The organism is Balneolaceae bacterium (genome assembly GCA_034521445.1).
Classification (GTDB): domain Bacteria; phylum Bacteroidota; class Rhodothermia; order Balneolales; family Balneolaceae; genus JAXHMM01.
The window spans coordinates 58,115-83,184 of sequence record JAXHMM010000005.1; the positions used below are offsets into that span (position 1 = coordinate 58,115).

Consider the following 25,070-nt stretch of genomic DNA (forward strand, 5'->3'; position numbering starts at 1 on the left):
ATGAAATCACTGCAGCAGCAGGACCCCGACCTTCATGCCATCCTGGACGACGAGCGGCGGCGGCAGAACCAGAACCTGGAACTGATCGCTTCGGAGAATTTCGCCTCCCGCGCCGTCATTGAGGCCATGGGATCCACCCTCACCAACAAATACGCCGAGGGGCTGCCCGGCAAGCGCTACTACGGGGGATGCGAGCACGTGGACCGTGCGGAAAACCTGGCACGCGAGCGGGCAAAAAAGCTGTTCGGAGCGGAGTGGGTGAACGTGCAGCCCCACTCGGGCGCGCAGGCCAACGCCGCCGTATACCTGGCCCTCATGGAGCCGGGCGACACCCTGCTGGGGCTGGATCTCTCTCACGGGGGACACCTGACGCACGGCTCGCCGGTGAATTTTTCCGGCATCCTCTACCGTTCGGAGTTCTACGGCGTGGACCGCCAGACCGGGCGCATCGACCTGGACAAGGTGCGTGAGCGCGCACGCGAGGTGCAGCCCCGCATGATCTCCATCGGCGCTTCGGCCTATCCCCGGGACTTTGACTATGCGGCGTTTCGCGAGATCGCCGACGAGGTGGGAGCCTTCCTCTGGATGGATATGGCCCACACGGCCGGGCTCATCGCGGCGGACCTGCTCAACGATCCCCTCCCCCACTGCCACGTGGTCACCACTACCACGCACAAAACCCTCCGGGGTCCCCGCGGCGGGATGATCCTGCTGGGCAGGGACGGGGAGAATACCGTGGGCGTCACCGCCCGCAAGTCGGGCCGCACCAAAAACTGGAGCGAGGTCTTCGACTCGGCCGTTTTCCCCGGCACCCAGGGGGGTCCCCTGATGCACGTGATCGCCTCCAAGGCCGTGGCCCTGGGCGAGGCGCTGGAGAAGGATTTTCCCGCCTATCAGCGGCGCGTGCAGCAGAATGCGCAGGTGATGGCCGAGGCCTTCCTGTCGAGGGATTACGACCTGGTGAGCGGCGGCACCGACAACCACCTCATCCTGGTGGACCTGCGCAACAAGGGCTTGACCGGCAAGACGGCCGAGGAGGCCCTGGAGCGCGCCAACATCACCCTCAACAAAAATATGGTGCCCTTCGACGAGGAGAGCCCCTTTGTGACCTCGGGCATCCGCATCGGCTCCCCCGCCATGACCACGCGCGGCATGGGAGACGAGGAATTCCGGCTCATCGCCCGCCTCATCGACCGGGTGCTGCAGGACCCCGACGACGAGTCGGCGATACGGGAGACCCGCGCCGAGGTGAGGGAGCTCTGTGCGGAGTTCCCTCTCTATGATTTCGTAACCGCCTGACCCGACCAGCCGGCCCGACGGCCGGCGCGAACCAACCGCATTTCCCATTCCTCCATGGCCTCATCCGACCAACGCCAGATCATGTCCGGAAGCCCTCCCAAGGCGCGCATGCCCAAAGACCGCACCAAGGAGATGTCTTTCCTGGAACACCTGGAGGAGCTGCGATGGCACCTGCTGAAGGGGCTGGGCGGATTTGCGGTGGGCATTGCCATCGCCGCCTTCTTCGCCGATTTCCTGGTGGACCGGATGATACTTGGACCCACCCGCGCCGATTTTATCATCTACCACTGGCTGGGCATCGAGGCGGTGGACCTCACCATCCAGAGCCGCAGGCTGCCGGGTCAGTTTTTCACCTACTACGGCACCCTCATTATCGCAGGGGCAGTCATCGGCTCGCCCATCTTCTTCTACCAGATCTGGTCGTTCGTCGAACCGGCCCTGGAGCGCTCTTCCCGCTGGAAGACTTACCTGCACACCTTTTTCATCGCTTTCTTCTTTCTGCTGGGCATCGCCTTCGGCTACTTCCTGCTGGTGCCCTTTGCCCTGCAGTTCTTCGCGCAGTTCCAAATATCCGACGTCATCCGCAACGACTTTGACATCAACGAGTACTTCACCTCCCTGACCATGTGGGTGGTCTCCTGCGGAATCATTTTTCAGCTGCCCATGGTAAGCTACTTCCTGTCGAAATTCGGCCTGCTCACGCCCGAATTCCTCCGGAAGTACCGGCGCCACGCCATCCTGGGATGCTTTATCGTCTCGGCCGTGCTCACTCCGCCCGACCCGGTCTCGCAGGTGCTCATCGCCATCCCCCTGATTCTGCTCTACCAGTTTTCCATAGCAGTGAGCCGCTTCGGACTCAGACGTCGGGAAAAAGAATTCAACCGAGCCATGGATGGGTCCTCGTAGCGGATTACTTTTCAAGCATGGAAAAAAATCTTACTTTTCCCTAAATGCCAACTTTCAGCGATACAGCTATGCAACGTCTGTCCCTGCCCTACCACCAAGCCATCGTCCTCATGCTGGCGATTCTGGTACCGTTTATATCCGGTTGCGGCGACAATGCATCCGGTCCTGATTTCAGCACGGTGCCCAGTCCCTACGACACCAGCCAGGCCGTAAAAACGGTGACGACACCGGGGGGCATGGTCGTACATATCATCGAGGAGGGGGATGGAGCCTTTCAGGTCGTCAGCCGCGACATCATCGACCTCTTCTACACGGGCCGCTCGCTGGACGACCAGCGGGTATTTGACAGTTCCTATGCCAACGGCAGCGAGGAACCCCGCACCTTTCGGAACCTGACACCTGTATCCGTGGCCTCCGGCAACCAACCCATATCACCCCTTATCGAAGGCTTCCGCAAAGGCATCACAGGCGTTACCGTGGACGGTGAAACCTTGCTGGAAGGCATGCGGGAAGGCGAGCGCCGGACGCTCATCATTCCCCCTTCCATGGGTTATGCGGGAGCCCCGGAGGGTAACAGCGGTTACAACCTGCGCAACGACACCCTGCGCTTCGACATCAAACTTTCCCAGATCTACTACTGAGTCCCGCGCTGCGCGGGACCCTGCGTGAGAGTCCCGTAAGTATTTCGTAGGAAATGGTGCCGGCGGCCGCGGCCCACTCTTCCACCCCGTTTTCACCTCCCAGCAGCGTCACCTCGGTAAGTTCAGGCCATCGCTCGGACCCGAGCCAGACCATGGCGTAGTTCATGGTGACCGTGCCGGCCAGCTCGTAGTGTTCGGACCCGATCTCCACGGATATTTTACCGGACAGATCCCGGCGCAGCCCGTCCTCGTAGCCTACCGGAAGCACGCCCACCCAGCCGTCGGAGGGGGCCGCCCAACGCGCCCCGTAGCTGACCGTCTCTCCTTTTCGAACCCGATTTACCTGCACCAGGTGCGTTTTCCATCCCAACACGGGACGCAGCCCCTCCAGGGGGGTCTCCCCGGGGGCACAGCCGTAGAGCGCGATGCCCGTCCGCACCAGGTCGAAGCGCGCCTCCGGGTAGAAAAAAAGTCCCCCGCTGTTGGACATATGTACAGTGAGTCCGTCCGCCAGGTCCCCCAATCCGTCCTGCACCTCCCGGAAACGTGCCAGCTGCCTGCGTGCCATACCGGATTCCGGGACGTCCGCCGTGGCGAAATGGGAGTAGATACCCGTGCAGCGGGGTCCGTCGACTGCCTGCAGGCGCCTTATCATATCCCCCGCCGCCTCCGGCCGCACGCCCAGGCGTCCCATGCCCGTATCGACGTTCAGGTGGCAGGTGGACCCCTTCTCCAGCAGCTCGACATGGTGCAGCGTACTTACCGTGGCGGTGAGGTCCCACCGGCGGTAGGCGCCCCGGTGCCGCGACTCGGGCACGCCGAAGACCAGCACCGGCGCACGGATGCCTGCCCGTCGGAGGGCCACGCCTTCGGCCACCTCGTTCACCGCCAGCCCCTGGACCTCCCCTTCCAGGGCCCCGGCGATACGCACCAGGCCGTGCCCGTAGGCGTCGGCCTTGACCACCGCCATGACGCCGGCCTCCCCGGCCCTGCGGCGCACCTCGGCCAGGTTGTGCCGCAAGGCGCCCAGATCAATTTCGATGACCGAGTGTCCCCCTGTGCGGAAGCTATGTTCGCCGGTCCCCGCCATCAGAACCACCGGGTTTTGGAATGGTCTCGGAGCACCATGCGTGCGGCATTGCGGCCGGCCGCTCCGAAGACGCCCCCTCCGGGGTGGCAGGAGGCCGAGGAGAGGTAGAGTCCGTCAACAGGAGTGCGGTAGTCGCTCATTTCGGGAAGGGGCCGGAAAAGAAACATCTGGTCCAGGCTCATCTCCACGTGCATCACGTTGCCGCGCGGCATGGCGTGCTTTCGCTCGATGTCGAGGGGCGTCTGTATGTAGCGGTCGATGAGACCGCCCTCCAGGTTGGGGGCGTAGCGGGTGAGCACGCTCCAGATCCTGTCGGCCTCCCGCTCGCGTATGTCGTCCCAGTTCACTCCGCCGGCCAGCTCGTAGGGATGCCACTGCGCCCAGGCAAAGAGGGTATGTCCCCCGCTGGGCGCCACATCGTCATCGATGGCCGAAAAGGTCATGGCCAGTACGGCGGGCTCCTCCGGAGTGCGGCCCGCCCGGTAGTCGCCTATGGCGCGATTCATATAGTCCACCGAGGGCGCCAGAAGCTGCATGCCCTTGTGAATGTGAGGGTCGCCGGGGCAGGCCCGGTACTCCGGCAGCTCCTCCACGGCGCAGCGGATGACCATGCCGAAGCCGTTCCCCACGTTGATGTTCTCCACCTTGCGGTAGAAGTCCGGGTCAAGGTGACCGGCTCCAACAAGACGCATCATGGTGGTCTGCACGTGGGCATTGGAGATCACGGTATCCGCGGCGATCTCTTCCCCGCCGGCGGCGCGCACGCCCCGGACAGCCCCCTCCTCCACCAGAATCTTCTCCACGGGGGTGGCGGTGCGCAAGGTCCCGCCGTGGTCCTCCAGGAATCCTTTCAGGGCCTGGGTGAGCATGCCGCTGCCGCCGCGCGGGTGCTTGGCCCCGCTTCGGTGCAGCATGGACTGCCAGCCGGCGAAGTCGCCCGTCGCAGGGTGGTCGGGGGTGGGACCCGACTGCGCGGCAAACCAGGTGAGGGCGGCCTTGACGGCCGGGTGCTCGAAGGCATCGTCCACCACCTTGCCGTAGGGACTCAGGATCTTCTGCAGGCCGTCCATGTGGTCGCCTTTGGCAAACATGCCGCCGCCCGACCACGGCCCGCGCAGCATCTCTGTGGCCAGATGGCGTCCGGTAGGCGGTTTAAGAAAGGTGCGCATCACCCCCTCATTCACCCTTCCCCAGAAGTCCACGAAGCTCCGGTAGTTTTCGGCGTCGGCCGGGGAGATGCGCGCAATGGAATCGGCCGTGCGTTCCAGGTCGCGGAAAAAGTGGATCACCCCCTCCTCTTCCGGCAGCGGGTAGGACATCATCGGGTCCATGTCGATATATTCCAGTCCGTACTCCTCCAGTGCCAGCTCTTCTAAGATGCCCGTCTGGTGGATCATAATATGCACCGACGACCCCGTGTCCACCCGGAAACCCTCCGGATAGCCCTCGCTTCGGAACATGGTTTCGGTCTGAACCGCTCCTCCCGCCTGCTCCTGGCGCTCCAGCACGCAGACCGACCAGCCCTCGCGGGCCAGGTAACAGGCCGTCACCAGGCCGTTATGCCCCGAACCCACCACGATTGCATCGTATTTCATTGTATAAAATGCCTCATTTTTCATAACATGCCGCTGACCGGCATGTCATACCAACCGGAGCGCATGCAGCCAATTCAGAAACAAAACAATTTTTTTTAAAGGATGAAATTTTTTAAAAGTCTGATCGCCGCCACGCTGGGCACCTTCCTCGCCCTGCTCATTGCTTTTTTCGTTCTTGTTATCACCTTTTCGGGAAGCGGACAGGCCCCTGAGCCCTACATCCGCGACAACACGGTGCTGGAGGTGCACATGAGCGGCAGCCTGCCTGCGCGCGACGCCCGTTCGCCCCTGGAGGAACTGTTCCCCACCGCCGCCAATTCCGGCGTTTCCCTTCAGTCCCTGCGCGAAAACCTCGACAAGGCGGCCTCCCACGACAACATCGGGGGCGTACTGCTGGAGATCGACGTGATGACCGCCGGCTGGGCCAGCCTGGAGGAAGCGCGCCGCATCATCGACCGTTTCCGGGAAGATTCCGACAAGTTCATCTACACAACCACCAACGACATCGGCCTCAACGAAAAGGGATACTACCTGGCCTCGGCGACCGACTCGGTATTCTCGCCGCCGGAGACCTTCTTCGAATTCGACGGTTTCTACAGCGAGGTTATGTTCCTGGAGGGCCTTTTCAATAAAATAGGCCTGGAGGCGGAGATCGCACGCCACGGGGAGTACAAGGGGGCCGTGGAACCCTTTATGCAGCAGGAGCTCTCCGAGGAGAACCGCGAGCAGCTCAATGCCATCGTAGGCCGGGCCGGCGCCACCTTTGTGGAGGCCGCCTCAGCCAAGTCGGGCCTGGAGTCCGCGCAGGTCCACAGCCTGCTCAACGGGCAGCCCCAAATGTCAGCCCGATTCGGGTATGAGAACGGCTTCATCGACTCTCTTCTCTACCGCGACGAGCTGGAGAACCACATGAAGGGCCGTCTTGGGGTGGACGCAGGCGATGAGCTTCAGACGGTGGATTTTAAACGCTACACGCGGGTCACCAGCAGCTCCGCCGGACTCACCTCCCCCTCCACGCAAGACAGGATCGCCGTCATCTACGCCTCGGGCATGATCGCGCCCGACCCGTTTACCGATTCGCCTTTCGGCGAGGGACAGATGATCAGCACCTCCTTCTTCGAGGAGCAGCTGGAAGAGATCCGGGATGACGGGGACGTGAAGGCCCTGGTGGTACGGGTTAACAGCCCGGGCGGTTCCGGCTCCACCTCCGATGCCATATGGCGCATGCTCAACCAGATGCGCGACGAGATGCCCGTCATCGTCTCCATGGGCGACATGGCCGCTTCCGGGGGCTACTATATCGCCGCCGCGGCCGACACCATCCTTGCCGAGACCAACACCCTTACCGGCTCCATCGGCGTCTTCTCCACCAAATTCAACGCCCAACAGCTCTTCAACGAGAAGCTGGGCCTCACCTTCGGCACGGTCACCAGCCACGAGCACGCCGACTGGCTGAGTCCCTCCCGCGGCTTCACGCCCTCCGAGCAGCAGGCCTTTCAGAAGTATGTCGACCGCTTCTACGATACCTTCATCACCAAGATGGCCGCCTCTCGCGGCATGGAAAAGCAGCGCATCGACGAGCTGGCCGGGGGACGCGTCTGGACCGGAGAGGCCGCACAGCAGAACGGGCTGGTGGACCTGCTCGGCGGCATGGACCGCGCCCTCGAGGTGGCGGCCGCCAAGGCGGGTCTGGAGGCGTACCGCGTGTCCAGCTACCCGGAGCCTGAGAGCCTCTTCGAATTTTTTATGGGCAGCGCACAGACGCAGGTTCGCTCCTGGGTGCGCAGCCTGGTGCCAGGCTCAACACTTACGGCAGAGGCCGCCATCGAGGCGGAGCGCGCCATGGGCATCTTCGGGCGCCGCGACCCCCTGACCCTCTTCCCCTACGATATCACCGTAGAATAGAGGGGCGTCCGATGGAGATGGGAGCGTTTCGGGTGGAGCAGCTCAGCGAAGGCCACTTCCGCATTTTCGAGGACGGCCACATCCGGCGCGAGCCCTCCTCGCCCTACGGGCACGGGAAAGAAGGGGGCGGCGTCCCGGAGGGACTGCGCAGACCCGGCTACCGCATCGGCATAGGACCCATCCTGGTGAGCCGCGGGGACACCCATCTGCTGCTGGATGCCGGTCTGGGATGGGGACTCGACGCAGGAAGCGCCTACGGGGAGGTCTCCAATGTGCTCACCAACCTGGAGATTTTCGGCCTGGGGGCAGGCGACATCGCTCACGTGGTGCTCTCCCACCTTCACTACGATCACGCCGCGGGATGTACCTGGAGCGATGCCGAAAACGTCACGCGCCCCACTTTTCCCAACGCACGCTACCATTTGCAGCGCGCGGAGTGGGACGACGCCCTGGCCCGCTACGACCGCGACAAGGTGAAGGCCGGGGCCGGCTATGAGCTGGATGAACTTTTCCGCCTGGCGGCCGACGGGCGATTCCATTTTCTGGAGGATCGCGAGACCGAAATCGTGCCCGGGATACGTGTCATGCGGACCGGGGGACATACGCCGGGCCACCAGGCGGTGCGTGTGGGAATGCCCGACGAGGAGGGAGCCTTCTGGTACCTGGGCGACCTGCTGCCTACCCACGGCCAGCTCAATCACTACGACATGCAGCATATGGACCGCGATCCCCTGGAGGCGAAAAAGCAGAAAGTGCGGCTGCTTAAAAGGATTTACCGGGAGCAGGGCGTGCTTCTTTTCTACCATTCGCGCCACGCCCGTTCGGGCACCCTGCTGAGAGATGAGAGGCAGCGCTACATACTGAACGAGAAAAGCTGAGCGCAACTGTGCGCCATGGCTGCGCCGGGTCGGGAGGCCCTTACTCCTTGTTCATGGAGACAAGAAACTCCTGGTTGTTTTTGGTGCCTTTCATCTTGTCCTTGACGAACTCCATGGCCTCGAAGGTATTCATGCGGTTCAGGTATCGGCGCAGCAGCACCACCTTTTCATGCTCGTCCTCTGGAACGATGAGCTCCTCGCGGCGGGTACCGCTCCGGAAAATGTCCAGGGCCGGGAAGATACGGCGGTCGGCCAGGTTGCGGTCCAGCACGATCTCCATGTTGCCGGTGCCCTTGAACTCTTCGAAAATGAGATCGTCCATCCGCGAACCGGTCTGCACGAGGGCGGTGGCCAGGATCGTAAGGCTGCCGCCGTCCTCGATATTGCGGGCCGAGCTGAAGAGCTGGCGGGGCGCCTTGAGGGCCTCCGAATCGACGCCGCCCGACATGGTGCGCCCCGATGTGGGCACGCATATGTTGTAGGCGCGCGACAGACGGGTGATGGAGTCCATGAGCATGAGCACGTCTTGCCCGCTCTCCACCAGTCGCTTGGCCTTCTCAAAAACGATCTCCGAGAGGCCGATGTGATTTTCGGGTTTTTCATCAAAGGTGGAGGCCACCACTTCGGCATCCTTCACCGTGCGCTCCATCTCGGTCACCTCCTCCGGACGCTCGTCGATGAGCAGGATGATCACCTTGGTGTCGGGATCGTTGCGGTTCACCGCATTGGCGATGTTGCGCAGGATGGTGGTTTTGCCCGTCTTCGGCTGCGCCACGATAAGTCCCCGCTGGCCTTTGCCCATGGGGGCGAAGAGATTGATAATACGGGTGGTATATTCGTTGGGTTCGAATTCCAGGTCGAAACGGTCTTCGGGGTAGATAGGCAGCAGATCCTCGAAATCCTCCCGGTTGTCCATGTCACGGGGAATTTTGCCGTTTACCCCCTCCACGCGCAGCAGGGCGAAATAGCGCTCACCCACTTTGGGAGGACGGATAATGCCGATGACGCAGTCGCCCTGCTTCAGGCGAAAACGCTTGATTTGGGAGGGCGAGACGTAGATGTCGTCCGGGCTGGCCTTGTAGTTGTAGTTTACCGAGCGCAGGAAGCCGTAGCCGTCGGGGAGGATCTCCAGCGTACCCTCGTTAAGCAGGTAGGGTCCCAGTTCATCATCTATCTCCTCCAGGCGATCGTCCAGCGTGGCGCGTTCGGAGTCGGGCAGCTTGTCGTGCACGCCACCTTTGGGACTGCCGCCGTTTCCCTCGTCTCCGCCACTTCCGCGTCCTGACGTGCCGGAGGAGCCTCGTTCGGGGCGGCGCGGGCGGTCGTCGTCCTGCTGGTAGGGCTGGGTATGGCTGGTGTTCTGCCGCTGCCGGCTGCGGGAGCCTTCGTCGGTCGAGTCGTCGCCGGACTCCTCCACTTTCCTGCGAATATTGCGGATCAGGTCGCCCTTGTTAATGCCCGTAACACGTTTGAGTCCCACTCCGCGTGCAATGGACTGCAGCTGCGGCAGCTTCTTCTGTTCGAGGTCGCTCAGGTCCTCTTCGGTTACATTACCGGTATGGTAATCCGACATAATGCTCGTTTGTATAGCGTTTAAATTGGATTGGAATGAAAATAGGTACGAAAAAAGCTTAGACGACCCCTAAGGGAGTTAATCTCCACTGCAAGCTGAAGGCAATCCGGGGCGGAAGAAGTTCAGGCAGATATGAATTCAACGGGATTTAGAAAAAGAGAACACCCATTCCCGAACCGTGGCATAAAAGTAAAAACTTCCTGCAAAAATTACTAATTCACTTTGCAGGTCCCTCATCAGGGAGAGGCGTTCACCGGAGCGGGAAGGAAATTCGGATAATTCCGGAAGGCCGGGCGATAAATCATCCAACCGGGCCGACCGGGCCGTTTCAAGGTTATAATAATAGATTTTTTTGAATTCCGAAAATGCCTGCAGCAGGTCGGGGCCCGCCTTGTCGCGCATCAGAGCGAACACCAGCACCGCTTCAGAAACGGGGCGGCGGGCCGCGACGGCCTCCTTGAGTGCGCAGGCAGCCGCGGTATTGTGGGCCCCGTCAAAAAACCACTCCAGGTCGGGATGAAGCCGCTCAAAACGCGCCGGCAGGGGAAAATTCTGCGGAGCGCGGGTGAGTCCACGTCCCACCGTTACGTCATCCATGGGAAAGTCATCCGACAGCAGACGTGCGGCGCGCCAGGCCATGGCCAGGTTGTGGGCCTGCACCGGGGGCAGGGCACCCACCCACGCCTCGAAGCCGCCCCCCTTCTTATCCCGGGACGGCTCCAGTCGAAAGAGACCGTCTTTCAGGGCATAGCGCAAATCGTCCGTGCCGTACAGGGAAGCGCCGCGTTCCGCCGCCGCTTCACGGATCACTTTCCGTGCGTCAGGACTCACGTTGCCGGTGAGCACGGGCACGCCGGATTTGACGATGCCGGCTTTCTCCCGGGCAATTTCCGGCACAGTCTCCCCCAGCAGATCGGTATGGTCCAGCGAGACGTTGGTGATGATCGACAGCACCGGAGAGATCACGTTGGTGGCATCCAGTTTTCCACCCAGACCCGTCTCCACCACGGCCAGGTCCACCTGCCTCTCTGCAAACCACCAGAAGGCGAGGGCTGTGGTCAGCTCGAAATAGGATAGCCTGAAAGAGGTGATAAGGTCTTCGTGCGTGCGGAAGTAAGCCAGCATCTCTCCGTCGGTGATCATCTTCCCGTCCACCCGGAAGCGCTCGTGAATACGCTGAAGGTGGGGAGAAGTGTAGAGGCCGGTGCGCCATCCCCCCTCCCGCCAGACCGAGGCGATGAGCGAACAGGTGCTGCCCTTGCCGTTTGTGCCCGCCACGTGCACCGAGGCGAAGCGATCCTGGGGATTGCCGGACACTTCCAGATAGCGCCTGAAGCGCTCCAGATCGAAGTTGGCCGCCTCCGGACCGGAGGTGGAGAATTTAGGCATCTGCTCCAGATAGTCGTGCACCTGGCCGATTCGTTGGAATCTCATGACCTGAAGATAGCGGTATTGACCGGGGGAATCCTAATTTCGTTCTTTTGAGAAGGCTCTGTACCTTGTCCGGGCTAACCTCGGACACATGATCATGGTATACCAATCGCTGCTGAAGCCCCTCCTTTTTCGCCTCGAGGCCGAAAAGGCGCATGAGTTGGTCTACGATTTCGCACGAAAAATTTCGGACATCCCGCTGGGAAGGGATTTGACCCGGCTGATCTACGGCTACACCTCCCCTGTCCTCGCCCAAGATCTCTTGGGACTTCATTTTCCCAATCCCGTCGGCCTGGCGGCAGGATTCGACAAGAACGGGTACCTACCTGAGATACTGGAAGCCGCCGGGTTCGGTTTCATGGAAGCGGGAAGCATTACCGCGCGCGCCAGCACCGGCAATGCCCGGCCCCGCATGTTCCGCCTGCCCGATGACCACGCCCTGGTGAACCGTATGGGACTGAATAACGACGGGGCCCGGACCGTGTGCCGTCGCCTGGCGAATCGAAGGTGTGATATTCCGGTGGGCATCAATATCGCCAAGACGCACGACTCGAAGATTACCGGCGACGCCGCCATCAACGATTACGTACTGAGCTACCGGGAAGCACAACACACAGCCGATTACATCACACTGAATATTTCATGTCCGAATACGGCCGACGGCCGAACCTTTGAAGAACCAAATGCCCTGGACGAGCTCCTGTCCGCCACCAGGAGCCGCGATGACGCCGGAACGACCCCCACCCTGGTTAAATTTTCATCGGACCTGCCGCGCGATGAGCTATGGCGCCTGGTGGAACGTTGCGAAGACCACCGGGTGAACGGTTACGTAGCCGTCAATACCACCGGCAGCAGAATGGGATTGGCCAGCGATCCTGAACGTCTCTCGCAGATCGGGCGGGGCGGACTGAGCGGGCGCCCCTTGTTTTCACGGAGTCTTCGCACCGTTGGATGGATTCGGGAAATCGCAGGCGACAAAAAACCCATCATTGGAGTGGGGGGCATTGATTCTTTCGAGGCAGCACAGGCCATGCTCCGGGCAGGCGCCGATCTCCTGCAAATCTATACCGGGCTGGTTTACGAGGGACCCGGGCTGGTGAGACGCATCAACCGGGGCCTGGCGCGGTATCTCAGGGAGAAGAGCCTGAACTCTCCTGCCAAACTTCGGCAGAACGCCACGGTCCAGGGTCCCTGACAGGGAATCCGCAGAATCAACGCAGCGAAATGGGAAAATGGTAGGTACATTGTATGTTGGCCGCCTCACCCTGCACGTGCACGGGCAGGAAGCGAAGGTGCGCAGGGAATTCGCGGGTCAGGACATCTTCCAGGCCCAGCCCCGTGGTCGAGCCCTGCAGTTCCCATGACAGGGGTACGCCCTGCCGGTCCACCCTGAAACGGTAGCTGATGGTGCCTTCCAACCTCATACCCTGCAGAGACTCGGGTATGCGCAGATGCTCCATAAAGGCATCCAGTCCCTCCCGGATAACAAGCTCAGAGTCCGTCTCTTCGCAGGTACGAAAGTCCCGCGCGGCGGCCTCGCCTGTATCAATTTGCAGTTCGTCGAGCAGCGCCTCTGCTCTCCCCGCCAGCTCATGTTCCCCGAACTCACTGAGAAAGTCCTCCAGGGCCGCTCGCACGCGATCCCAGTGCGTACCTGCATAGCGGGCGGAGCGGCCGGTATCCGCAGGCCCCTCATTCTCACGGGTCCTGGCCTCCTCCGCATGCAGTTCGATCGCACGCATATACAGCTCCGGTGCTATAGAAGCCTGGGAATGATCCTTGGCCATCTGACGCAGCTTCAGGGCGGCTTCACCTGTTGTACGCAGGGTGTCCCTCAACAGGGAGCGGGCGGTCCTTCTCAGGGAATCCTCAAGCGAAATGGAGGTTTGGTGGTCGGCGCTTCGTTCATAGGCCGCGCCGTAGCGATCACGTCCCTCACGCAGGATCTCCCGGGCGAGGGCCGAGTCTCCCTGTGCCAGGTAGAGCTGCTCAAGTGAAAAGAGTCCCACCTTGGCCACGGGACTCTCCGGGTAGCGTTCCGCCGCCCTGCGGTAATAGGTGGCTGCGCTGTCGGGCATGGCCAGTGAGAATCGAAAGTGGTGGCCCAGCTGCAGACTGAGTTCGGCCAGGCGATTGCGCATGCGGTCCTGAGCCTCCGGTGTCAAAGGAATGGCCTCAAGGTTCAGGTCGATGACCTCACTGGCGCTCTCCTGTTCTTCCGTGTACGGCTCCTCGGGAACAGGTGGGCTTTCCCCGTACCCGCTATCGGATCCGCCCTGCGTGCGCCAGTTGTCCTGCAACGGCCGTTCTCCCCAGTACGCCCTGAACTGATTCCGGGCTTCCTGTCGCATGGATGGGTTTCGATGGTTCAGAAATCCGAATAGCGCCCAGTTACCGGAGCCGGGATCCGCATTCCGGTGCGGCGCACCGTAAAGGCGGTCGCTTTGACGCATCTGGTTCTCCCTGAGGGCTTCCAGCCGCCTGTTTCTCTCCTCCTCCAGCAGTTTTTCGCGTTCCAGGGCTGGTAGGGAGCCCAGCCAGAGCAGACTGTCCATCCGTTGCATGCGATGCCGCATTCCCGCATAGTCGCGGTAAGGGGTAGCAGCCAGCGAATCACGGTCCGGATTCAGGATGTTTGAAAAGGCGGAGGGCGAAAGGCCGGATGCGGAGTCAAAATAGGCTGCCGCTTTCAGATAGTCGGATTGCTGCCGCACATAGAGTGACCCCAGGCGATAGTAGGTGTCTGCCCGTATCCCCGGTACTCCCCCGGCTGTATTCGAACGCAGGGTTTGCAACAGGTTCAGATAGGTGCGTTCAGCCTGTTCGTGGTTGCCCTTCGCTTCTTCTGTTTTCGCCTGCTCCAGGACAATATGATGTCGGTAACCGTAAAATTTGTCGTCCCGGAGCAACTCCCTGAGAATGTCCGCTGATTCCTCGGTATTTCCCATCTTTCGCGCCATATCTGATTTTTTTACGGCGGACAAGAAGAGGTAGATCGGTTCAGGGTACCCCTGAGACACGTTGGTATACGCATAGTATGCTTCCACCCAGCTGCCTCGTTCTTCCAATACCTGTCCGAACAGAAAGTGGGTTCTTGCCCGCAGGTCTCCTGGAGGAAGCTCGCTTGTGGCCTCTTCCAGCATGGTGCGCGACTCGTTCAGCCTCCCGTTGCGGGCATGCGTCTGGGCCAGCAACGCTTTGGCCTCTGCCCGGTAGTTGCGGTCTTCGGTTACGGCAAGTCTGCCGAGTTCTCCCTGCAGGTAGGCCGTTTGGAGAGAATCCCTGTTCATTTCGTAAAGCACCCGGCCCTTCCATATTACCGCCTTCTGGCGGTATGCACTCTCCATATCGGATGCCAGCTCGTCAAAGCTCTGAAGAGCGCGATAGGGTCTCCCCAGATAATACAGGGAGCGGGCACGAAGGAATTGTGCCTCGCCGGTCCACCTGGAGTCAGGAAAGTTCCGAAGAAGCTCCCCGGTTTTGGCGATGGCCTTCTCGAAGGGTTCCTCCTGTCCCGCCCTTCTTTCGGGAAAGAGCTGGATCCACGGATCTGTAAAGCGGTCGAAATCCTGTTGAAGCGCATCCTCTCCTGCCCTGAATTCCTGCTGTGCGTTGTAGAGGCGGTTGTAATAGGCGCGAAAGTCGGTCCAGGACCGTGAAACCGTTGAACAGCCGGCCAACAGAAGCGCTAGCAGTATGAACGCCGCCTTTTTCATATACTGACGTGCCTTGAAGGTGGTAGAAGTGCGGACCGTGTCATGGCCTGAATGCGAAGATGCAGCGCTACGAAATGGTACTCACTTTCACCATATTCGTATGTTTCTTTTTGGTAACGGGCATGCCTGTTGCAAGAACTACACGATCCCCCGAGTTAACCAAACCGCTCGATTTTAGGTAGTCTTCCATATACCGTACGCTTTTGTCGATGCCAAAGATCGATTCCAGCATTACGGGGATAGTCCCCCAAACCAGGGACAGCTGGCGATAGACGATTTCGCTTTCGGTGAAGGCGATGATGGGTACGCGGGGCCGGAATTTGGCGATGCGTTTTGCGGTGTTCCCCGAATGGGTGATGGTACCGATGGCGCGTGCATCAACGTTGTCAGCAAGCATGACCACGGAATGAGCGATGGATTCAACAATCTGTTTATCCTTCCATTCCGGCTTACGAAAATCAAGTCCCCCGTAGATGCGGGAGGAATGATCTTCAATGGATCGACAGATTCGATCCATGGTACGTACCGTCTCCAACGGATAATCGCCTACCGCAGTCTCCCCGGACAACATGACCGCATCAGATCCGTCAAAAACGGCATTGGCTACATCGGAGCTTTCGGCCCGGGTGGGACGTGAATGGGTTATCATAGAGTCCAGCATCTGGGTAGCGGTGATGACCGGCTTCCCTGCCATACGACTGCGTTCGATGATGCGCTTCTGAATAAGCGGCACGCGTTCGCTTGCGATTTCTATACCCAGATCCCCCCGTGCCACCATCAGGGCGGTAGCCTCCTCGATGATTTCGTCGAGGTGTGTCAGGGCTTCCGGTTTCTCAATTTTAGCAATTACGCCCGCGTGGCTGCCCGCCGATCGCAGCCTTGAGATAAGCTCCATCAAATCGTTGGGACTACGGACAAAGGAGAGTGCCACGTATTCAACGTCCGCTTGGATGGCGAATGCGAGATCCTCCACATCCTTGGAAGTCAGCGAAGACATGGCAAGGTTGACTTCCGGCAGGTTTACCCCCTTTCGTGACTTCAGGCGACCCCCTTCCAGTACAAGGGCGGTCAGCTTATTGGCATTTTTCTTAATGACCTTCAGTTCCAGCAGCCCGTCATCGATAAGGATCCTGTTGCCTTCGGAGGCATCATCGACCAGGCCGGGGTAATCAATGGGAATGCGTTTGCTCGTACCGGTAATATCCTCTGTCGTAATTTCCAGATAGTCACCGGTTTTTATCGTTTGTCCGCCGTCCATCATGGTCCCCACCCGCACCTTCGGTCCCTGCAGGTCGGCCAGAATGGGAATGCCGACGTTCATATCCGAAGCCACCGTACGCACGGCTTTGATAGTATCGCTGTGCTGCTGGTGCGTACCGTGCGAAAAATTGATACGGGCCACGTTCATGCCGGCATCAACCAACCCGCGAATGAGCTCTTCGGACTGGCTGCTGGGACCCAGGGTACATACGATTTTGGTCCTTCGATTTGCTAGCATAGAAAAGCTTGGACTCGTCAGTTACCCTGTGGAATAGTACTTTCCGAGGAGGCCTCCACATCCAGCGATTCCATCAGCAGCTGATCTATACGGTCAGTATTCGATGATTCGCGCGGGTCCAGGATCTGCTGCGTCTGGGGATCAACCAAAAATTCATCCACGAAACAGACAATACGCAGCTTTAAAATTTCCTTGTCGGCGCCTATGCTTACCGTCTCAAAAGTGAGACGATGATTCAGGTTTGAGCTGGAATGATACTCAAAGTCTTCCCCATTGTAGGTGCCCTTCATATAAATGGAGTATCGGGAGCCGCCGCTTACAAGATCGGTGTCGGGAACGGAAATGCTGTCGGGCGGAGGATTGACGAAATACTCAAAGGCATTAAAATCGTTGAAATCATCGTAGCCGAGTTCCCCGGCAAAGATGAAATTCTCAATACCTGAGTTGCTTGCGTCATAATTCAGAATGATTCCCTGGTTGGCCTCCAACCGTGCTTCGCCAGTAGTCTCCAATATAAATGAGCCCAGGTAGAGTTTTACTTCACTCACTACCAGCTCATTGCCGTTTCGCTCTATGGTCCTGTTTTGTGAACCAACAGGATCTACAAGGAAGGTCATGTTAACCCGCTTGGGAACAGATGGCACGTCCTGCAAACATCCGGATAATAGCGACAGCACGAACAGGCCGGCCATCAGCGATACGAACTTCTGTGCTTTCATAAGGAATATAGAGTATTAGTAATTAGACGGTTCAATATACCTATCAGACCGTCATCGTTCAAACGTATACGGTTAACGAATGGCGGGTAAAGCCTATTCTATTCGATCCTCAGAAAATCCTTACCTGCTATAAATACAAAAGGCCATGTCCGAAGACATGGCCTTTTGCCTACATTCGAAGATGTCGAATGCGTTGCGGTCTCTTTTTTACCCGTTTACTCCCCTTCGATGAAGAGGTCGTAGTACTTGAGGTTCTCGGCAGGAGCAACATCTCCTCCCGTGAGCTCAAGGGTCAGCTGTCGGGTTGTTCCGGCAGAAATGCCGTCACCGTTCAGGTTGATGGTGATCACCGTCTGGCTGCTGTTAGCCGGTATGGTAACAGGATTGCCGGATACGATGTCGTAATCATCACCTGTGGCGGTGGTAGCCGAGTCGTTGACGGCCCAGTTGATGTTGGTCGCAGCACTGCGCTGCGGGCCTATCAACTGCACCTCCACCTGGATCTGTCCGGATCCCTCGGAACGAGTGTCATCCAGAGGGAAGAACTCAACGACAGTAGGGCCGTCATATTCACGGCTTTCCTGTTCGAAGAGGCCGCAACCTGCCACAGCAATGCAGAGTACTGCGACAAATAGCGTGCTTTTAGTGATATTTAGGTATTTCATGGATGTACGGATTTTATATTCGCGTTAAGCCTGAATGAGCGATCATTCGTAGCCGGGATTTTGGACCAGCACGTTCTCACCCTCGGCATTAGCTTCGGAAAGCGCAATTTCTCCACTGGGGAGATTACCGAGAATGATGTAATCCTTGTAGCTGACGGTCTCGACCACTTCAAACTGGGCGGCGAGCGTGGGATCTTTTACGATATCACGCCCGAGACGCTTGAGATCCCAGTAACGTTGACCCTCAAAAGCGAATTCGCGGCGACGCTCTTCCAGGATGTCATCCGTAGTGAGCGCGGCAACGGGGGCTATGCCCCGGGCCTGGCGAAGTTCGTTGAAGGGAGCCAAGGGGTCACCGGGTGCGCCATTAATCCGTGCTTCAGCTTGGATCAGCTTCATCTCGCTTACGCGAAAGAGAGGTACATCGTCGATGTACTGGCCTTGTTCGGCGTTCCACTTCTGGGTTTCCAGCGTACGGCTTCCCCCCTCGATGGTGGGATGCGTGGCCCAACAGTTGTTGAGCGCGGTGCTGTTGCCGTCTTCGAAGCAGGGTGCGTACCAGGCCAGACGGGCATCATCGTTGGAGTAGAGATCCATCAGGCTTTGGGTCGGCACCTGTGCGATCCACTGCTCGGAGGTGTAGGCGGACAGGCCGCTGTTCACCCCGAGAGCTTCCGCCGAGTTTGCCACGTTAATGACCATGATACCCTCCGGATTAAGACCGGCGGTCTCATCGAACATGGTGGCAACGCCGCCTTCTTGTACCAGCGAGGCGGTGGTGCTGCTCAGCGCACTGGAAGCGGCACTCTCGGCGGCGCTCCAGTTGCGGGCATACAGCTCAACGCGAGCCTGGAGCGCATAGGCTCCGGCCTGGGTCCAGTAAGTCGGATTGCCAGTCCCGGACTGGCCGAGCAGGCTGATGCCCTGCTCCAGGTCGGAACGGATCTGGGCATAGACTTCATCCACCGTGGAACGGCCCCGGAAGTCCGCCTGCTCGGCGGTCTGTACGGGTTCGGTCCGGATGATAATGCCCTGGTTCCAACCCGCCGTTTCGGCGATGGGCGTGGGCGCTGCAGGCGCCATGCCGGGCTCGTAGCCCAGCGCACGCACCAGGTGATGCATGGCGAATGCACGCATCACATAGGCCTCTCCGCGATAGCGGTTAAGGCGATCCTGGGAAATGACTCCTTCATCAATGGCACTGATCAACAGATTGGCCTTGTTGATGAGGTCATAGGTACCGCCCCAGCTGGAGGGCACGGCGCCCTCGCTGTTTTGGGCCTGCCCGATAAGGCGTGTGGTACCCGGACGGTTGTAGGAGTTGTCTCCCAGTGCTTCGGGTGCGAGCATGTAGGTGGTGGTGTAGGTTCCACCGTGGAGCTCGCTGTACATTGCCGCGTGGACGGCTTGCACCGCCCCTGCATCCTCGAGCGCTATGGTCTCGGAAATAGATGTGCTGGGCGCGGGCTTCTCCAGCAACTCCGTACAGGACTGGGTCACTGCTACGATGAGCAGTAACATCAGTATTCGTGTTAGGTTTTTCATAATCATACCTGATTTAAATGATTCGACTGAATGACGTCAATGGAATTATCAATGGCGTTAAAAGTCCACTTCTATACCACCATTGATCTGACGTGCAACCGGGATGGAACCTGCCGTGCTCAATGACGTCGTCTCCGGATCGTAACCCGGGAACGAAGTGATGGTCAGCAGGTTGAGGCCGGTAACGTACAGTCGCACGTTGCCAAGACCCAGCCGGTCCATCAGCGAGTTGGGCAGATTGTAACTCAGGGTTGCATTCTTCAGACGAATGTAATTGGTCTTCCAGTAGTAGTTGGTACTGCCGGTGAAGTACCCGTCGGTATCGGTGTGGTAGAAGTTACCAAACACCAGCGGGGAGGGAATGGGGGTGATGTCACCCGGCTGTCCCCACGATTCAGTAAGCATCTCCAGGATAGGATTGGTACCGCTTCCCGACGCCTGGGCCATACCCCAAACGGTCATCTGGGAAGGACGGGAGATGCCGCCGAAGCTGTACTGGAAGAAGAAGTCCAGCGTGAGTCCCTTGTAGCTCAGGCGGTTGCCCAGGCCTCCGGTGAAATCACTGGCGTAATCTTCATCCCTCTCAACTTCATCCGCCTCGGTGGGCGTATAGGTGATGTCCCCGTTCTCGTCGTACCACATCGGACGACCGTCGGCGGGGTTCACACCGGCCCAACGAATCTGGTTGAGTGCGCTCTGCGAGCGTCCAACCTCGTAAGGAGTCATTGAACCCGGGAAGAGCGCGTCTTCGCCCTCGCTGAGTTCCATGATTTCGTTCTCCGTAGCCGCAAAGTTGAACCGGGACGTCCAGAGGAAGTCGCCGATGTCAACATTCACAGAATTAAAGGAGAACTCGATGCCTTCGTTGCGGACATGGCCGATGTTACGCGTGATGCTTCCGAAGCTGCTGTCGCCGGGAAGCGGCTGGTTGAGCAGCAGCTGGGTGTTGTCACGGCGGTAGACGTCGATGCTACCGGAGAGGCGACCCGCCCAGAGGCTGTAGTCAACTCCGATATTGACGGAGCCGGATTCCTCCCAGGTCAGCAGCGGGTTGGAAAGCTGCGAGGGGCCGAGACCGCTGACTCCGTTGTAGGAGCCGCTCAGTCCGTAGAGACCGAGTGCGGCGTAACGGCCGATCTGGGAGTTCCCTGTCACGCCGTAGCTGGCGCGGATCTTGAGATCCTCAAAGGCGTCCACGTTCCAGAAGTCTTCTTCACTGACGGCCCACGATGCGGCGACCGAGGGGAAGAAGCCCCATCGGTTGTCGGCGCCGAAGCGCGAGGAACCGTCGTAGCGGGCGGTAAGGTTGACGAAGTACTTGTTGTCGTAGTTGTACTTCAGGTTACCGAAGTATCCGGCAATGCGGAACTCGTCGAACTCACCGCTGGTGCTGGTCGCTTCAGCAGCTGCATCGAGCACGGTAAACAGCTCGTTGGGGAATCCAATGCCCGAGGTACCCAGATCGCGGGTGAAGTCGCGGCGGTATTCGCCTCCGAGCAGGCCGGAAAAGTTGTGCACTTCGTCAAAGGTCTGACGGAAGTTCAGCACGGTGTTGGTCGTGAAGTTCACCGTGGTGTTGATGCCTTCACTCATGGTACCGCCCTGTCCGGGACGAGCCACCGGGTTGTCGTAGCGGTAGTCGCGTCCGTTTCTCCAGTCCATGCCGAACTGCGTACGCAGGCTCAGCCAGGAGGTGAAGTTGTAGGTCGCCTGCACGTCACCGATAATCTGAACGGTGCTGGTGTTACGAGAAACCTCGTTGAACAGGATGGCAGGCTGGCTGCCGGCCCCGATGAATGGGAAGTAGGGGCTGTAGTCGCCAACCTGAAGGTCAGGGTTGTACTGCGTCATCTGCTCCGTCACATAGGGCTGCGTAAACGGCAGCATGAATGTGGAGCCGGAGAGGGGACAGTTAATATAGTAACCGTCCTGGCAGACACCGTTGAACTTCGAGTTGGAGAGGCTCAGGTTCAGCCGTGTGGAAAACTTGGAGCTGACCTGGTGGTCGATGTTCGAGCGCAGCGAATAGCGCTGGAACCCGGAATACTTGATCTGGTCATCGTCCTTCTCGTACGCACCGGAAATGTAGAATCGCGTATCCTCATTACCGCCGCTAAGCGACATGTTGTAGGTCTGCGATGCACCCGGGCGCGTAATGAAGTCGAACCAGTCGGTGCTGGGAACTTCGCTGAAGGGCGTATTGGCAGGAATTCCGTAGGAGGGAAGCAGGCTGCGGATGACATCGTTGGCCGCCTCCTCGCCGAATCCGGAGGTCCGGTAGGCTTTTTGCAGATACTGAATGTACTGCTGGGAATTCATGTATTCCACGTTCTCGACGAAAGTACGCGCGCCGCGCTGTACCGAAGCGCTGACCTGCGTTTCGCCGCTCTGTCCACGCTTGGTGGTGATCAGAATCACGCCGTTGGCAGCCTGCGCGCCGTAAATGGAAGCGGCGGCGGCATCCTTCAGCACCTCGATGGACTCAATGTCCTTCGGGTTGATTCCGTTGAGCGGGGATTCGTCGACCTGGCCGGACTGGTTGCTGAAGCTCACCTGTACGCCGTCGACGATCCAGAGGGGATCATCGCCTGCGTTGATGGAGCCGTCACCGCGGATGTCGACTTCAAATCCGGCACCGGCGGTACCACTGCTGGTCGTCACCTGGACTCCGGCTGCACGCCCCTGCAAAATACCAGCGGTATTCTGAACAGGCACATCTTCGAAGTCTTCGGAACTGACCTTGGCAATGGAGCCGGTAAGCTCTCGCTTGGACTCCACGCCGTAGCCGGTTACCACCAGCTCGTCAAGTCCGATCTCGCCTTGCTCCAGCTCCACATCGTGTGTGAGCTGCTGCCCGGCTTCGATGGTTACTTCTGTTTCGTATGCTGTGTAGCCCACGAAGGTCACGCGCAGCGTGTACGTCCCGGAAGGAACGTCTTCGATGAGATAGATCCCATCGACATCGGCTGCATCGCCTCGTTGAATCGGCAACAGTATGACGTTTGCTGTGGGTACGACATCACCCGTCTCAGCGTCAGTCACCGTACCGGTGATACTGCCGTCTTGAGCAAAAGTCATAGGTGCGATAAGGGCTACCATAAATATGGTAGATAGTAGCTTTCTAAGCATAATAGTCACCTTGGTTGAGATTTATTTACAAGCAGCGATTCCACCTGTAGAACCGCTACTTGTCTTTATTGTACATAAAAATAATTAAAAACAAAAGCCTGCATGCAGGAAAGAAGTGCAATAATTCATGCAGGGGGCCTGCTGAGGGAGCGCTATCCCTCCTCGATGGTAACGTCTAACGTGCGGCTGAGGCTGCGTCCTGTAAGTTCGTCGGTTACCTCAATATTCAGTTTATAGTCGCCGGCCTCGAAGGATGAGGTTACTATTTCCAGCACCTGGGAGAAAGACGAGCGGTCCGTCTCGTTGTTCAGGGTAATATTCACGCCGAGATCCCTTGAACCGAAGAGGCGAGCCAGACCGGACCGTTTTGCCCTCATTTCATAGGAGAAGGTAAAGCGGGCCCGTCCGCCGGCCGGCTGCTCCAGTTCGTATACCTCATAATATAGATTGAGATTGCTGCCCTCCGGTATGGCACGGTCATGGCTGACCGAAAAGGGAACGAATCCCTCCCCGCCGGATGATCCCTGGCTGCCGTCCGGCCGGGTGTAGCCGACCATAATGTCGGATATCGTAATATTCTCACCGGAGAGAGGTTCAGGAATATCCACTACACGATTGGAAACCGCCTTGACGGCACGGTTGAAGGAGGTGTCTCCGTGAAAAAGCGAGTCTACAGGTTCGTCGCTCTTTTCAAGCTGGCTGCCGGCCACCAGCGTGACATCCTCCTCGTAGGGATAGAGGTTGAATTCCGAGGTAATCCATTCATGGCGGCCTTCCGACAGCCCGTAATTGCGGCGATCGCGTTCTTTTACGTTACCAAGGCTGTCCAGCGTAACCACGCCGCTGGCCAGCCGGTACTGCCTCCAGGACCTTCGGTTCAGGCGGGTATCCGCCGTGAGTTGATCGTAATAGCCGGCATCCCGCGGATTGCTCTCCAGGTAGAGCTTGAGGTAGGGACGGCCGCTGTCATCGCGAAAGCGGTAGGGATGCAGCTGCATGGGAAGCGTGGGCATGGTCCGCGCATAGCGTGACTGTTCGCGCGGGGCCCTCCGTTCGATCTCCATGAGCCTGCCTGCGTTGGTGTTTTCAAATTCACGCGCCAGGCTTGGCGAGAGATCCATATTCAGGTTGTTGTACCGGGTGAGCATCTGGTCAAAGGTCTGCCCGAAATAGCTGTCCAGGGCGGCCAGCTGCTGGTAGTACATGATTTGGATGAGAAGCGCCGGCGTGATTTCCTGCGGGGGCGGCGTATTGGCCCTTCCCTGGTTGTACTCGCTGAGCGAAATAGCGCCGCTTGTCTCTTCATCGTCCTGCCCTCCCTGCTGGTTGTCGTTGAGGGCCCTCATATCCTGCACACTGCTGTTGAAACCGGTGGAGGGTTCATAGAGGCGGAAGGCGCTGTTGGGGATCAGGTCCTCCAGGGCATTGATCTTCTGGAAACGGCTGCCGCCGTCCTGCGTTCCGAACAAAAAGATGGTATTCTGTACACGGTCGGTGAGATCCCTGTAGATCCAGACTTCGTAGCGGGGGTGTTGATGGGTTTGCCGTACATAGGACTCCAGGTTGAATCGCTGGTCGCCCCGGACCTGCTCGGTGGGAGAAAACTGGTTCATGGTACTCATGGATCCCATGCGCTGTGAGAGCAGGCTGTTGACCATATTCGAATTGTAGGTCAGCTGGTCCTGCTTGCGGTAGAAGGGATCGCCGTAGCGGATGTAGATGCGTGCGCGGTCTTCCAGGTCTTTGTCTTCCCTCGTCGGGTAGTGCTCCTCGGTATAGGCTATGCGGTGCCAATGTTCAATCAGCCGTTCGTTGTATTCGCTGAGCGGCGTGGGGTCGGTCTTATTCCAGAACAGGCGCACCTCGTCCAGCACATCGGCATCTCCCTGTTCGGCAAGATCCTGCATTTCCTGGTATTCCGCACGGTCAACGAGCGGTTCGAGGTACTGGAGCTCGCGAAGCACAACCTCCCGTTCCTGGGAGATCGACGGGTCGTTGAGCCCCCAGAAATATATCTCGGAGGCTTTACGGTAGGCCTCCTCTACCTTTTCCCGGCTGGCCACGGCGATGTACCGCTGCGCGAGACGAAACTGGGGGTCCTCCAGGTTTTTCCATCCCTCTTCCCAGATGGAAAGCGCCTGCCTGATATGGCCTTGCGCTTCCTGGTCTGCGCCCCGCTCATAGTAATCCGAAGTATCGGGATTGGCGGCCGAACGGTCTTCGGAGAGGGCTGCCTGCTGGATGCCCACAAGAAGCAGGCAGGCGGTCGCCATTCTGAGCGCCACGGGTTTGGTTGCCCTTATCACTGCGCGGGATGGAATTAGGGAAGGCATGGCGGTCACAGCTGCATTATGTTGAGGGCCGGAACAGTCTACATTCAGATAAACAGCAAGGCCAACCGGGACGTTCGAACAAAAGTTACCTGCCAGTCGGCTTGCAATCAAGGTATAATGTTCAAACGGGCCGTGAAAGCCTTTAGT

Annotated in this window: 17 protein-coding genes; 6 read left to right on the top strand and 11 right to left on the bottom strand. The window is 59.0% G+C overall.

Going from position 1 to position 25,070, the window contains the following annotated elements; genetic code table 11:
- The 3 genes from glyA (at position 1) to U5K31_04145 (ending at position 2,846) form a co-directional block, all read left to right on the top strand.
- Positions 1 to 1,299, top strand: a complete 1,299-nt coding sequence (gene glyA / locus U5K31_04135; GenBank protein ID MDZ7771914.1) for a serine hydroxymethyltransferase — start codon at positions 1 to 3, stop codon at positions 1,297 to 1,299.
- 54 nt (positions 1,300 to 1,353) lie between these two features.
- The gene (gene tatC, locus U5K31_04140) at positions 1,354 to 2,205 is read left to right on the top strand and encodes a twin-arginine translocase subunit TatC (GenBank protein ID MDZ7771915.1); all 852 of its coding nucleotides are present in this window, start codon (positions 1,354 to 1,356) and stop codon (positions 2,203 to 2,205) included.
- 68 nt (positions 2,206 to 2,273) lie between these two features.
- Positions 2,274 to 2,846: an FKBP-type peptidyl-prolyl cis-trans isomerase gene (locus U5K31_04145; GenBank protein ID MDZ7771916.1), complete on the top strand. Its 573-nt coding sequence runs from the start codon at positions 2,274 to 2,276 to the stop codon at positions 2,844 to 2,846.
- On the opposite strand, the gene alr is transcribed toward U5K31_04145, so the two are convergent.
- Positions 2,821 to 3,936 (bottom strand): alanine racemase, encoded by a 1,116-nt coding sequence (alr, locus tag U5K31_04150; GenBank protein ID MDZ7771917.1) that lies wholly within the window; start codon positions 3,934 to 3,936, stop codon positions 2,821 to 2,823. The genes U5K31_04145 and alr overlap by 26 nt on opposite strands.
- Positions 3,936 to 5,531 carry an NAD(P)/FAD-dependent oxidoreductase gene (locus U5K31_04155; protein ID MDZ7771918.1) on the bottom strand — a complete coding sequence of 532 codons (1,596 nt, stop codon included), beginning with the start codon at positions 5,529 to 5,531 and terminating at the stop codon, positions 3,936 to 3,938. Before U5K31_04155 ends, alr begins: the two co-directional genes overlap by 1 nt.
- Before the next feature lie 102 nt (positions 5,532 to 5,633).
- On the opposite strand from U5K31_04155, the gene sppA reads away from it, so the two are divergent.
- Both sppA and U5K31_04165 read left to right on the top strand, forming a co-directional pair.
- Positions 5,634 to 7,436 (top strand): signal peptide peptidase SppA, encoded by a 1,803-nt coding sequence (sppA, locus tag U5K31_04160; protein MDZ7771919.1) that lies wholly within the window; start codon positions 5,634 to 5,636, stop codon positions 7,434 to 7,436.
- A gap of 11 nt (positions 7,437 to 7,447) precedes the next feature.
- Positions 7,448 to 8,314, top strand: coding sequence for an MBL fold metallo-hydrolase (locus tag U5K31_04165; protein ID MDZ7771920.1), 867 nt, complete (start codon positions 7,448 to 7,450; stop codon positions 8,312 to 8,314).
- Between the two features lie 40 nt (positions 8,315 to 8,354).
- Here U5K31_04165 and rho read toward each other — a convergent pair whose 3' ends face one another.
- Positions 8,355 to 9,887, bottom strand: a complete 1,533-nt coding sequence (gene rho / locus U5K31_04170; protein MDZ7771921.1) for a transcription termination factor Rho — start codon at positions 9,885 to 9,887, stop codon at positions 8,355 to 8,357.
- Positions 9,888 to 10,025: 138 nt separating this feature from the next.
- The gene (locus U5K31_04175) at positions 10,026 to 11,321 is read right to left on the bottom strand and encodes a folylpolyglutamate synthase/dihydrofolate synthase family protein (protein MDZ7771922.1); all 1,296 of its coding nucleotides are present in this window, start codon (positions 11,319 to 11,321) and stop codon (positions 10,026 to 10,028) included.
- A gap of 94 nt (positions 11,322 to 11,415) precedes the next feature.
- On the opposite strand from U5K31_04175, the gene U5K31_04180 reads away from it, so the two are divergent.
- On the top strand, positions 11,416 to 12,513 hold the full coding sequence (locus U5K31_04180; GenBank protein MDZ7771923.1) for a quinone-dependent dihydroorotate dehydrogenase: 1,098 nt from the start codon (positions 11,416 to 11,418) through the stop codon (positions 12,511 to 12,513).
- A 16-nt stretch (positions 12,514 to 12,529) separates the two neighbouring features.
- Here the strand turns inward: U5K31_04180 and U5K31_04185 are convergent, their stop codons facing one another.
- The 7 genes from U5K31_04185 to U5K31_04215 form a co-directional block, all read right to left on the bottom strand.
- Positions 12,530 to 15,034, bottom strand: coding sequence for a hypothetical protein (locus U5K31_04185; GenBank protein MDZ7771924.1), 2,505 nt, complete (start codon positions 15,032 to 15,034; stop codon positions 12,530 to 12,532).
- 67 nt (positions 15,035 to 15,101) lie between these two features.
- Positions 15,102 to 16,532 (bottom strand): pyruvate kinase, encoded by a 1,431-nt coding sequence (gene pyk / locus U5K31_04190; GenBank protein ID MDZ7771925.1) that lies wholly within the window; start codon positions 16,530 to 16,532, stop codon positions 15,102 to 15,104.
- A gap of 17 nt (positions 16,533 to 16,549) precedes the next feature.
- Positions 16,550 to 17,251 (bottom strand): hypothetical protein, encoded by a 702-nt coding sequence (locus U5K31_04195; protein ID MDZ7771926.1) that lies wholly within the window; start codon positions 17,249 to 17,251, stop codon positions 16,550 to 16,552.
- A gap of 215 nt (positions 17,252 to 17,466) precedes the next feature.
- A complete protein-coding gene (locus U5K31_04200; protein MDZ7771927.1) occupies positions 17,467 to 17,859 on the bottom strand; it encodes a Calx-beta domain-containing protein in 393 nt (130 codons plus the stop codon).
- A 99-nt stretch (positions 17,860 to 17,958) separates the two neighbouring features.
- Positions 17,959 to 19,416: a RagB/SusD family nutrient uptake outer membrane protein gene (locus U5K31_04205; protein MDZ7771928.1), complete on the bottom strand. Its 1,458-nt coding sequence runs from the start codon at positions 19,414 to 19,416 to the stop codon at positions 17,959 to 17,961.
- Positions 19,417 to 19,518: 102 nt separating this feature from the next.
- Positions 19,519 to 22,590: a SusC/RagA family TonB-linked outer membrane protein gene (locus tag U5K31_04210; protein ID MDZ7771929.1), complete on the bottom strand. Its 3,072-nt coding sequence runs from the start codon at positions 22,588 to 22,590 to the stop codon at positions 19,519 to 19,521.
- A gap of 152 nt (positions 22,591 to 22,742) precedes the next feature.
- The gene (locus U5K31_04215; protein ID MDZ7771930.1) at positions 22,743 to 24,863 is read right to left on the bottom strand and encodes a GWxTD domain-containing protein; all 2,121 of its coding nucleotides are present in this window, start codon (positions 24,861 to 24,863) and stop codon (positions 22,743 to 22,745) included.
- Positions 24,864 to 25,070: the final 207 nt, after the last annotated feature.